The following is an 11,630-nucleotide window of genomic DNA, read 5'->3' on the forward strand; positions in this document are numbered from 1 at the left end:
TGGACTAGAAAAAATCACTTAGCACACAGCGGTGAAATAGTCCCGCACCAAATTAGATCACTATGATGCGGGCTAACCGCAGTCCGGTTCAAGATATTTTGGACTTGCTGGAGGCGTATAGCTAATTATTTGCCAATCCGGGGAGGTTCCCGAAAGGCGATCGCAAAAAATAGTACACCTAATGCTAAAGCCAGAATCAAAATGTAAGCAACGCTTTCCATGTTAAATTTTCCCTATCTTCCCTTGCCGTATTATTTTATCTTAATTGTTGGTTTTATTTTTAACTAAAAAAACCCGGTTTCTTCAAGAAACCGGGTTTTTGTGTAGCGGGGAAGTTTCCCCCCTACCCAGAGGCTGGCGAAATCTAGAGAGATTCTTCTCTTCTTGTGGTCACGTCGCCCAGTTTTTGGAACAAGCCCCACTCGACTTGTTCTTCCAAGTCAGCCTCAACTCCAGCAAACACGTCGCGGAAAATAGTCCGAGAACCGTGCCAGATATGGCCGAAAAAGAATAGCAAAGCAAAGCAAACGTGTCCGAAAGTGAACCAACCGCGAGTCGAAGTGCGGAACACCCCGTCAGAGTTCAAGGTTTCACGATCGAATTCAAACACTTCACCTTTTTGAGCAGCGCGAGCAAACTTCTTAACATCTAGAGGATTATTAAAGGTTTGACCGTTAAGTTCGCCGCCGTAGAAGCTGACGGTAACTCCGCTTTGTTCAAAGCTGTATTTTGATTCAGCACGGCGGAAGGGGATATCAGCGCGAACGACCCCATCTTTGTCCGTCAAAATCACTGGGAAAGTTTCAAAGAAGTTGGGGAGGCGGCGAACCGACAATACCCGACCTTCGCTGTCAGTAAATACTGGATGACCCAGCCAGCTTTTCGCAATACCGTCGCCATTGACCATCGCGCCGGCCCGGAACAAACCGCCTTTAGCAGGAGAGTTGCCCACGTAGTCGTAGAAAGCCAATTTTTCAGGAATTTGTTCGTAAGCTTCTTGGAAGCCTTGGCCACCGGCCAAGCTAGCTTGAGCTCTGCGATCGATTTCTTGTTGGAAATAGTTGCCGTCCCACTGATAGCGAGTCGGGCCAAAAAGTTCGATCGGAGTTGCAGCAGAACCGTACCACATCGTACCCGCAACCACGAAAGCTGCAAAGAACACAGCAGCGATACTGCTAGAAAGTACAGTTTCGATATTCCCCATCCGCAGGGCTTTGTAAAGACGTTCCGGCGGCCGCACTGTCAAGTGGAACAAACCGGCAATTACGCCGACTACGCCCGCTGCAATGTGGTGAGCCACGATGCCGCCCGGATTGAACGGATCGAAGCCTTCCGGGCCCCAGGAAGGAGCCACTGGCTGGACGTGACCGGTCAGGCCGTAGGGGTCAGAAACCCACATTCCCGGGCCGAAGAGTCCCGAAAGGTGAAAGGCGCCGAAGCCGAAGCAGAGCAAGCCGGAGAGGAACAGGTGAATGCCAAACATTTTTGGCAAGTCGAGGGCTGGTTCACCGGTACGGGGGTCTCTGAAAAGTTCCAAGTCCCAAAATACCCAGTGCCAGACTGCTGCTAAGAACAGCAGGCCAGAGAGGATGATGTGAGCGACGGCGACGCCTTCAAAGGACCAGAAGCCCGGATCGACGTTACCTTCGCCCGTGATGCTCCAACCGCCCCAAGAACCGGTGACTCCCAAGCGAGTCATGAAGGGCAACACGAACATCCCTTGACGCCACATCGGGTTCAGAACTGGGTCTGTGGGATCAAAAACTGCTAGTTCATAAAGGGCCATTGAGCCGGCCCAACCTGCCACGAGGGCTGTGTGCATTAAGTGTACAGAAATCAATCGGCCTGGGTCATTTAAGACGACTGTGTGTACGCGATACCAGGGTAGTCCCATTGACTGCGGTTCTCCAAGGTGTAAGTGATGATGTCATTTTGACGGAAAATTCAGATTTTCCATCCCGAGCGGTGATGTCCGGGGTTTAAATTCTGTCTTTTGCCGAATCCTTTCTACCTTCACAGGAGGAGGTATAAAAATGAAAGTTATTTAAAGAAGTGTATCGAGTGTTAGAACCGATTGCAATATGTTCGACATTACATTAGTTGCGGGTTGCCCATTTCGCACCGGGCGGCGATCGTCCCAAGGCGTTCGAGGACTTGCTCGGCATCGATCAGTCTGGTGAGCACGACGTTGCCGATGTTTTTGGCAGGATCGTTCGGATCTGCGGGGGCTGTGGGTTTGACTTCTACCATGAGTACAGCCTCTTCGACGCGGTAGAGCCACATTTTTTCTTTGTGATCCCACAGACAGAGGTCGAGTTGTACAATGTCGGGGTGGCGTCTCCAAGCGGCGTAACTCCACTCGCCGCCGACTCCCCAGACGCGCCCAACTTTCCACCCGTCGGATAAGAAGAAGTATTTCATTTGTGTACGCTTGTTGACATTTTTTTGTCTAACATAGCGCAAAACTGCAATTGTACGGAATTATTGAACCGCGAAGGCGCTTATGACGCGAAGGAAGAGGAGAGAAGATGTAGGCTATATGGGTATTCTTTTTTTGAGGTTGGCTGCTATATCACTCTTTTCTAAATGTCTAGTTCTAACTGTTTCGCTTTAACTTCCATTTGTTTTTCTGCTGATTTAACCACTTCAAAGCTCAGGCGAACATCTAGCCTTTTTTTATGTTCTAACATTTCCTTAATAGTAACAATTTGTATTTTATCTGAACTTTGATTCATATATCGGCTTTGATATATTCCTGCTGATTTGGCAGTTTTAATCATTTCCTTGGTTGGCTCTTTTAAACTGATAAAAATACCCAGGGCTGCTTGTTCCAGCGTAATTGTCCCTTGCAAGTCGCGGATGTCTCCTGATTGCACCTTCCCTGACTTGACTTGCACGATAATCTTTTCTGGTTCATCTTTGTCACCTTGAAAGTAAGCAATGCCATCTATTCCCTTATCTGCACCTTTCTTGGCGTTAATAATGGCCCTATTATTAGTATAGGTAAGCACAGCCCATTTTTCAAATTCTTTGCGAGTGCGATCGTCTTTTTTGTTAGCAAGTGCAACTGCTGCTTCCATATCTTTAGGAATGCCATTTAACTTAAGTTGTTCAAGTACACCTTTCCCAAAAGAATCCTCAAGGCGTTTGAGAATTAAACTAATACTTTGATAAGTAATGTCAATGCCTATCCATTGACGCTTGAGGCGTTGAGATACAGCGACAGTAGTACCACAACCGCAGTAAGCATCTAAAACTACATCCCCTTCATTGCTACTGACTTTGATAATGCGTTCTAATAATTCTTCGGGTTTTTGTGTTGGATAGCCAAGACGTTCTGGATCGTTAGCATTTAAGATATTCATCAGCCACCAATCTTCAGGGATTTTGCCCAAAGGATGAGGCTTATATACTTTATTAGTTCCTTTATGCTTGCCCCACATTGCATCATCTTTTCTACCAATTCCTTCAGCTTGATATGGTATTCTAATTGCATTTTCATTGAACTCATATTCATTAGTTTTTGAATATCTTAATATGACATCATGCCTTCTACCAAAGTCTTTTTTAGGAGAACCGCCACCTCGATAACACCAAATTATCTCGTTCCTGAAATCACCACCCTGGGAACAAAAAATGGTATCTAAAATTAATTTTAAATAATGGCTTGCTGTAGGATCGCAATGCAGATAAAAGCTACCAGTAGGTTTTAAGACTCTATGAATTTCGACTACTCGTAAGGTAATATGGATTAAATATGCTAATAAACTACCTTTGCTTAAGACTTTTGTTAAGCCAGCAATTAAATCAATACTTTGTGAGGTAAATTTACCCTGGGAATTTTCCAAGATTTCAGCTAAACCTTGATTGGCATAATCATCCCAAGTCCAAGTGTCGATAAAAGCTTGTGCTTGGGCTTGGTCTTCCTTGCCAATGTTATTATAGATTTGGTTGTAGTTGCGTTTTGAGTTAAAAGGCGGGTCAATGTAGCATAAATCTACCGATTCGTCTTTGATCTGTCTGCGTAAGACATCAAGATTGTCACCGTAAAATAGTTGATTTACCATTTTCGCTATTTCCTTTAAATGGCTGGTGTAACTGCTGCTGATGTCTGTATTTGACAACAAACATTTAATTATACTATATCGATCGATCGTTTTGGATGAACGGTCTGAATCTTATCAAAAATATTGATAAAATTGCATTATACTTTTCATAACCCTGATAATTACTCATCACCCCGCCTCCCAATCTTCAATCTGTAGCCCTTGTACTCTGCTAAACTCCCTAACATTATGAGTGACTAAGATTAAATTATTTGCCAAAGCAATAGCAGCAATTTGCAGATCGTTTGAGCCGATCGGAGTTCCCAAACTTGCCAAATCTCTCCTAATCTTGCCATATACTTCCGCACAAGCATCGTCAAACGGCAGAGAAACGAACTGACTTAAAAAAGATTTTTGTAGATTTAAACTATTTTGGGGGTTATTGCTACCCATCGCTCCGTAAAACAACTCGGCTTTTACCACAGAACAAACCCCAATTTTATCGGCTACCACAGTATTAAAATGAAGGTCGATACTAGGCGACCTACCCTTTAAATACAGGATACAAACATTAGTATCTAGCAAATAAATCAAAGAGCTATTACTCATCAAAAACCCCCATCATATCGTCATCCATTTCATCAGAAATTCCCCAGCCATCATCATCAAAATCAATATCCGCACAACTCCCAGACAGATTTATCAATCCTGAAGAATGCAGCATATTATTTTGCCTGAAAAATTCCTTCAAGCCTGCCTCATCGCCAATATCGAGCATCTCCTTTAACTCATCCAAATCGATTAACCCATCGCGAAAAGCACTTAAGACTAAATCTCTCAGAATTTTTCGTGACAAGTCCCCCCATTTATCCTCGATCTTATCTACTAACGTATCAGGTAAATTAACTGTGATTTGCATATATTAAAAACCCCCTCGATCTCCATTTCTATTTTCCTGAGCCAAAATTAAAACCCGTTCGTAAAGCCGATCGGAAAACCTCGTTCCCTGTGCCTGCATCTCATCTAAAACATCCCGCACGCTTCCCAACAAACCCCGGCTCTTTGCTACAACAAAACACCCATTGTCCCAATTAACGGCAGCTTTCTCGCCGCCGCTACCCGTCTCGCCGCTTTTTCATCAATCAATAATTGGGCTGCGTTCATTTCTTCTGCTAAAGCGATCGCTTCCGATTCCCCCAAATCTAAATTAAACGACCCTTGTAAGTCCTCAACTACTTGCAGATTATTGACTGTTACAACCTCTAACCAAGACAAATTTTGTACGATTTTAGCTGCCGGATGCTGACCAACCTGAAGTTCATCAAACACTCCCTTCGGAATCACAACTTTACCAAAAAGTTGAGGCAATAAATCTAAGCGATCTACCTTAGCTAATTCACTAATAGGTGTAGTATCGGAGACAATAATCATTTAAAACCCCTGCCGCTCTAACATCAACTCTGCCTGTTCCACCTCTTGACGAATTTGTTCCAAATTTTGCGAATCATCAAACAGAGAAATTCCCCATTTTTTCATCATTTTGATAATTTTCATGCGAGAAACTCCTAAAATTTTCCCCGCTCGTCCGCTGGTAATTTCCCCTACCTCTAATAACGCCATTACATAACCCTCTTTTGCTTTCTGTAAAGCCTTCTGCCGAACCTCAGCAGAAAGATGAATGCTTTCTAATTTCTCGTCTAAAATCATCAAAGTCATTCCCAAAATCTCCCAAACCTACATTTATATTTTAGTTCCTAAAACCACATCCCACAACATCGCCATAATATCCGACTACAAATATTTAATATCCCGCTCGCTTGGTGCATGGTGTATGGGGGCGTGCAGAAGTATTGCCTGCCTAAATATTGTTACTCGAACGACTATTGTCTATAATAGACTATATAAGGCATAGTTTACTCAAATAACACAGACAAAAACGCGATATCCGATAAATAACCCTCCGGCTTAATCCCTCAAGTCAATTATTCAATCTAAAATCTAAAATCTAAAATCTAAAATCCCATGACCGCACAAACCCCAGTACAATTCCAAGACAGTTTCGACATCATCGTAGTTGGTGCCGGACACTCCGGCTGTGAAGCCGCCCTCGCCACTTCTCGCCTCGGCTGTCGCACTCTTCTCCTCACCCTCAACCTCGACAAAATTGCGTGGCAACCCTGCAATCCCGCTGTCGGCGGCCCGGCTAAATCTCAACTTACTAACGAAGTGGATGCGTTAGGCGGGGAAATTGGCAAAATGGCCGATCGCACTTATCTACAAAAACGCATCCTCAACTCTTCACGAGGCCCCGCAGTGTGGGCGCTACGAGCACAAACAGACAAGCGGGAATACACCGCTGTGATGAACAACATTGTCGAAAATCAAGAGAATTTGACCATCCGGGAAGCGATGGTAACAGACTTAGTTTTGGGCAAAAACGAAGAAGTGATCGGAGTTGAAACATACTTCGGTGTCGCTTTTGAATGCAAAGCCGTAATTCTCACCACAGGTACTTTTTTAGGTGGCACAATTTGGGTGGGCAATAAGTCGATGCCCGCCGGACGCGCCGGAGAATTTGCGGCCGTGGGTTTGACAGAAACTCTCAACCGTTTGGGCTTTGAAACGGGCAGGTTGAAAACTGGAACTCCGGCAAGAGTTGACAAGCGGACTCTCGATTATACTAACTTGGAACCGCAGCCGGGAGATGCAGATGTTCGCTGGTTTAGTTTCGATCCAGAAGTTTGGGTGGAACGGGAACAAATGCCTTGTTATCTAACTCGAACTACGCCAGAAACTCACCAGTTAATTAGAGACAATTTGCACCTTTCTCCAGTTTACGGCGGCTGGGTTGATGCGAAGGGGCCGCGCTACTGTCCGAGTATTGAAGATAAGATTGTGCGGTTTGCGGATAAGGAAAGTCACCAGATTTTTATCGAACCGGAAGGGAGAGATATTCCTGAACTTTACATTCAAGGATTTTCGACGGGTTTACCCGAAACTTTGCAATTGCAAATGCTGCGTACTCTTCCTGGTTTGGAAAAGTGCGAGATGATGCGCCCTGCTTATGCTGTGGAGTATGATTATTTGCCTGCGACTCAGTGCTTTCCAACGCTGATGACTAAGAAGATTGAAGGGCTATTTTGCGCGGGTCAGGTGAACGGTACGACTGGATATGAGGAGGCGGCTGCACAGGGGATTGTGGCGGGGATTAATGCGGCTAGATTTGCGAAAAATCAGGAGATGATTGTGTTTCCTCGCGAGCAAAGTTATATCGGGACTTTGATTGATGATTTGTGTACGAAGGATTTGCGGGAACCTTACCGGATGTTGACTTCGCGATCGGAATATCGGCTATTATTGCGATCGGACAATGCTGACCAACGCTTGACTCCGCTGGGACGGGAAATTGGTTTGATTGGCGATCGGCGCTGGGAGTTGTTCGATCGCAAACAAGCTAATATTGTGGCAGAGAAGGAACGCTTGTACTCGACGCGGGTGAAGGAACACGAGGATCTTGGCAAGCAGATTTTTGCTGAGACTCAACAAGCGATTAAAGGTTCGATTACTCTGGCTGATTTGTTGCGCCGTCCGGGTTTTCATTATGTCGATTTGGAACGGTACAATTTAGGCGATTCTAGTCTGAAGTTGGCTGAGAAAGAGGGTGCAGAAATTGATATCAAATATTCTGGCTATCTGCAAAAACAGCAAAATCAAATTGATGAAATTGTCAGACATGAACGCCGACAATTGCCAGGGGATTTGGATTATATGGCAATTACAACTCTCTCCAAAGAATCGCGGGAAAAGTTGACTAAAGTGCAGCCACTGACTATTGGCCAAGCGGCCAGAATTGGTGGGGTGAATCCGGCTGATGTTAATGCTTTGTTGATTTTTCTGGAAGTGCGAAACCGTCAGCAGCCAGCGGGTGTTGGTAAATAAGCTAAACTACAGGTGTCTCAAGAGTCCCTTGAATTTTATGAAATATAGCAATTTGCAGGAGTCGTAAACTTTTTACCCCACCCCAACCCTCCCCTTATCAAGGGGAGGGAGTAAGAAATTCACAAATGATTTAGGATTGCTATAGCAGTATGAAAAAGTGTGACTATTGTGGCACTACTATTTTGCTCGGCGGGTTTCATATTGATGGAGATAGCTTCTGGGGTTTGCTGAGTCACGGTATGAATCAACTTTTATCGGAAGTTACAAAACTCACCCGACTGGGCTTAGAAAAATTCCGCAATCTTGAATTTATACCTGTATTCAGCAACGCCAAAAATAAGAAAAACTGGCAGAATGTCAACTCTAATTGATGAAATTATGCCAGTCTATTGTAGATATTGAGCAATCCTCGAACCCACTCGGAATTTCGCAAACATCCTGCATAAAAATCAGCGTTCATCGGTGGTTCAAATCTCCCCGAAATCCCGACCAGTGTTGCCACCCTCAAAGCCTTAGAAGACCAGCTAGATGCCTTGCTGTACGCTTATATACGGGTTCACTGGTGGTACTAGGAAATAGAGCGGAATGTGGTATTGGGCGATCGCACAACCGGCTACATAGTCATTCCCCAAGGAAGATAAGGAGACAGCGAGAGGGAGAGGGGGAGAGGGGGAGAATAGGTAAAATCTTCCTGATTCCTGATTCCCTCTTCCATCCATCCGTTACATCCGTTACATCCGTTACAGAATCCGTTGCCGAACTTCCTTTAATGTGCCCAGAGAATCACGCCAGCTTCATAAGGACTGCTGAGATTATCGTGCTTCGGCAAAACCCGCAACGACAAACCTTGCAAACCACTAGAAGTATAAGTAATGTCAGCCGTATAAAGGCTAGCATTCTGAGCATCTTCTCCCAAATACTCCATTACCACCGGCACGCCACCAATGATATCGCCGTTAGCATCAACAGAACCTTGATAAAGTTCGACTTGCACGTCTGCAGGCGTTAATCCCATCAGATTGATGCGAGATTTAACCGCGATCAACTGATTGACCTTAACTTCCTTATCCTGGGAAATATCAACAGACTCAATCTTAATGTCGTACCACTTTGCGAGAACGTGCTTTTTCCAGTGAGACAATTCCTTAGCCGGCGCGCACCCGTCCTCCGTCATCGTGAAGAATCGATCGCTCACCGGGAAATAAGCCCTCCGCGCGTAATCCTTCACCATCCGAGCAGTATTGAATAAAGGACAGTTCAAGCTAATCGAATCCTTCATTTTAGCCGTCCAACCGCGGGGAATGCCGTCAGCATCCCGGTTGTAAAACAGCGGTACAACTTCCTTTTCCATCAAGTCATACAAAGCATTAGCCTCGACATCATCCTGATACTTAGTATCTTCGTAAAATTCCCCATGTCCGATCGGCCAACCGGTGCGAACATAATCAGCCTCATCCCACCAACCGTCGAGGATGCTGAGATTCGGCAAACCATTCATCGAAGCCTTCATCCCGGAAGTACCCGAAGCCTCACGGGGGCGGCGGGGCGTATTCAGCCACACATCGCAGCCAGATACCATCATCCGAGCGACGTTAATGTCGTAATTCGGCAGAAACACCATCGAACTCAGCGTGTCGTGTTCGCGGATGAAGTGAACGATATCCCGAATCAATTCCTTACCCGGAATATCCATCGGGTGAGCCTTCCCAGCAATTACAAACTGCACGGGGCGGTTTTGATCCCGCATGATCCGCATAATTCGATCGACATCGCGCAAAAACAGCGTCGCCCGCTTGTAAGTAGCAAAACGGCGGGCAAACCCGATCGTCAGCACCTTCGGATTGAGAGCCTCGCGCGCGTATTCGATTTCGGTTTGAGCCGCACCGCGCTCGCGCAAAGTCTTTTGCAGCCACTCCCGCGCGAATACCACCAACTCCGATCGACAGCGTTCGTGATTCCGCCACAATTCCTCGTCAGGAATCGACGAAATCCTGTCCCACAGGCGATCGTCCTTACCGGTCATTTCCCAGTCCGGGCCAAGGTATCGATCGTATAACTCCTGAGTAGACTTCGCCACACAACTGCGAGCGTGCACCCCATTCGTAATCGAAGTAATCGGCACTTCTTCCTGCGGCAAACCCGGCCACAACCCCTGGAACATCGGGCGCGACACCACACCGTGCAAAGCCGCCACCCCGTTGACAAAACTCGACATTTTAATTGCCAAAATTGCCATATTCAGAGGTGCGGACAAATCGCCAACATTCTCCCGGCCCAACGCCAGAAACTCATCTTGCGACAAGCCAAACATCTTGGCATACTGACCCAGATAGTGCATCACCATATCCGGCTCGAACAAGTCAAACCCAGCAGGCACCGGCGTGTGAGTCGTAAACATACTGCTCGAAACTACCACCTGTTCTGCTTCCACGAAACTCAGGTGATATTCCTCCATCAGCATCCGAATCCGTTCCAAAGCCATGAAAGCCGCGTGGCCTTCGTTCATGTGATAAGCCGTGACTGTCAAGCCCAAGGCCTTGAGCATTTTCACGCCACCGATGCCCAGCATGATTTCTTGGTGCATCCGCAGAGTTTTGTCTCCGCCGTACAGTTGGTCGGAAATATCTTGGTCGTAGCGGCTGTTAGGTTCAATATTTGTATCCATTAAGTACAAAGGAACTGTTCCCACTTGTACTCGCCAAATCCGCGCGTACACCTTGCGGCCTGGATAGTCTACCTCAATCCGCAATTCCGAACCGTCGGGATTGCGTTCTAGGTGGAGCGGCATATTGTAGAAATCGTTCAGCGGATAGCGTTCTTGCTGCCAGCCGTCGGCGTTGAGATACTGCGAAAAATAGCCTTCTTGGTAGAGCAAGCCCACGCCGGCTAAGGGCAAGCCCAAATCGCTAGCTGATTTGAGGTGGTCGCCTGCGAGCACGCCCAAACCCCCGGAATAGATGGGTAGGGCTTTTACTAAGCCGAATTCCATCGAAAAGTAAGCGTAGCATTCCTGCAGCTCTGTACCGCGCTGTTTGCGATACCAGGCGCGATTTTTGAGATAATCCTCTAACTGCTGGGCGGCTCGTTTCATTTGGGCAATGAAGCCTTCGTCTTCTGCCATTTCTTGCAGTCGCTCTTGAGAGATGGTTCCGAGCATCAGCACCGGGTTTTGGTTGCTGGAGTCCCACAGGTCTCGATCGAGGCGGCGGAATAAGTCTTTGGTGTCAACGTTCCAATCCCAGTGCAAGTTGTAGGCAAGTTTGCGTAGGGGTTCGAGAATTGTCGGTAGCGACGGGGAAACGTTAAATGTGCGAATTGGCTGCATAGACCAGGCTTTTATATTGGAGTAGCGATATTTTCCTCTGTCTTTAGGTACAAGTCCGTGATTCTGCACACTATTTTAAGTTTTTAAGTGCTGCGGGCGATCGCGATCGCACAAGACTAGGCGGTTGAAACCCCGTCTCTACAAACAAAACCAGCGACTCGACTTCGCTCGCCGAACACCTTTGCGGGTTGAAGGCGGTTTCAACCGCCGTTTTTTTATGCCGTCTCAACCGCCGTCTTTTTATACTGTAGTTTAGACTAAAAAATGAGCACAGCTAGAAGTAGCCACCTTTGAATCTCAGGCAAGCTGTTGCTCAAAAA

At 46.3% G+C, this 11,630-nt stretch carries 13 protein-coding genes; 2 read left to right on the forward strand and 11 right to left on the reverse strand.

The window, feature by feature from the left end; genetic code table 11:
* Positions 1-125: 125 nt before the first annotated feature.
* From QUA44_RS19895 to QUA44_RS19930, 9 genes are all read right to left on the reverse strand, one after another.
* Positions 126-221, reverse strand: a complete 96-nt coding sequence (locus QUA44_RS19895) for a photosystem II reaction center protein T (protein WP_083622085.1) — start codon at positions 219-221, stop codon at positions 126-128.
* Between the two features lie 143 nt (positions 222-364).
* The gene (gene psbB / locus QUA44_RS19900) at positions 365-1,894 is read right to left on the reverse strand and encodes a photosystem II chlorophyll-binding protein CP47 (RefSeq protein ID WP_333253567.1); all 1,530 of its coding nucleotides are present in this window, start codon (positions 1,892-1,894) and stop codon (positions 365-367) included.
* 197 nt (positions 1,895-2,091) lie between these two features.
* Positions 2,092-2,421, reverse strand: coding sequence for a hypothetical protein (locus QUA44_RS19905; RefSeq protein ID WP_333253565.1), 330 nt, complete (start codon positions 2,419-2,421; stop codon positions 2,092-2,094).
* 161 nt (positions 2,422-2,582) lie between these two features.
* Positions 2,583-4,067, reverse strand: coding sequence for a DNA methyltransferase (locus QUA44_RS19910; protein ID WP_333253563.1), 1,485 nt, complete (start codon positions 4,065-4,067; stop codon positions 2,583-2,585).
* 168 nt (positions 4,068-4,235) lie between these two features.
* The gene (gene vapC / locus QUA44_RS19915) at positions 4,236-4,655 is read right to left on the reverse strand and encodes a type II toxin-antitoxin system tRNA(fMet)-specific endonuclease VapC (protein WP_333253560.1); all 420 of its coding nucleotides are present in this window, start codon (positions 4,653-4,655) and stop codon (positions 4,236-4,238) included.
* Positions 4,648-4,965, reverse strand: coding sequence for a hypothetical protein (locus QUA44_RS19920; protein WP_106333715.1), 318 nt, complete (start codon positions 4,963-4,965; stop codon positions 4,648-4,650). The genes vapC and QUA44_RS19920 overlap by 8 nt, the downstream gene beginning before the upstream one ends.
* A 3-nt stretch (positions 4,966-4,968) precedes the next feature.
* On the reverse strand, positions 4,969-5,064 hold the full coding sequence (locus tag QUA44_RS30765; protein WP_445243685.1) for a hypothetical protein: 96 nt from the start codon (positions 5,062-5,064) through the stop codon (positions 4,969-4,971).
* Positions 5,065-5,111: 47 nt separating this feature from the next.
* Positions 5,112-5,477 carry a hypothetical protein gene (locus QUA44_RS19925; protein WP_333253553.1) on the reverse strand — a complete coding sequence of 122 codons (366 nt, stop codon included), beginning with the start codon at positions 5,475-5,477 and terminating at the stop codon, positions 5,112-5,114.
* Positions 5,478-5,762 carry a UPF0175 family protein gene (locus QUA44_RS19930; RefSeq protein ID WP_333253551.1) on the reverse strand — a complete coding sequence of 95 codons (285 nt, stop codon included), beginning with the start codon at positions 5,760-5,762 and terminating at the stop codon, positions 5,478-5,480.
* A 306-nt stretch (positions 5,763-6,068) separates the two neighbouring features.
* On the opposite strand from QUA44_RS19930, the gene mnmG reads away from it, so the two are divergent.
* Both mnmG and QUA44_RS19940 read left to right on the forward strand, forming a co-directional pair.
* Complete coding sequence (gene mnmG, locus QUA44_RS19935; RefSeq protein WP_333253549.1) at positions 6,069-7,985, forward strand: tRNA uridine-5-carboxymethylaminomethyl(34) synthesis enzyme MnmG; 1,917 nt, start codon at positions 6,069-6,071, stop codon at positions 7,983-7,985.
* Positions 7,986-8,134: 149 nt separating this feature from the next.
* Positions 8,135-8,356 (forward strand): hypothetical protein, encoded by a 222-nt coding sequence (locus tag QUA44_RS19940; protein WP_333253547.1) that lies wholly within the window; start codon positions 8,135-8,137, stop codon positions 8,354-8,356.
* 395 nt (positions 8,357-8,751) lie between these two features.
* Here QUA44_RS19940 and glgP read toward each other — a convergent pair whose 3' ends face one another.
* Together glgP and QUA44_RS19950 are read right to left on the reverse strand one after the other, a co-directional pair.
* Positions 8,752-11,310, reverse strand: a complete 2,559-nt coding sequence (glgP, locus tag QUA44_RS19945) for an alpha-glucan family phosphorylase (RefSeq protein WP_333253545.1) — start codon at positions 11,308-11,310, stop codon at positions 8,752-8,754.
* Positions 11,311-11,380: 70 nt separating this feature from the next.
* Positions 11,381-11,539, reverse strand: a complete 159-nt coding sequence (locus tag QUA44_RS19950) for a hypothetical protein (protein WP_333253543.1) — start codon at positions 11,537-11,539, stop codon at positions 11,381-11,383.
* Between the last annotated feature and the right edge of the window lie 91 nt (positions 11,540-11,630).

Origin of the sequence: Microcoleus sp. N9_A2 (genome assembly GCF_036701775.1) — a bacterium.
In the GTDB taxonomy this organism is placed as follows: Bacteria; Cyanobacteriota; Cyanobacteriia; order Cyanobacteriales; family Microcoleaceae; genus Microcoleus.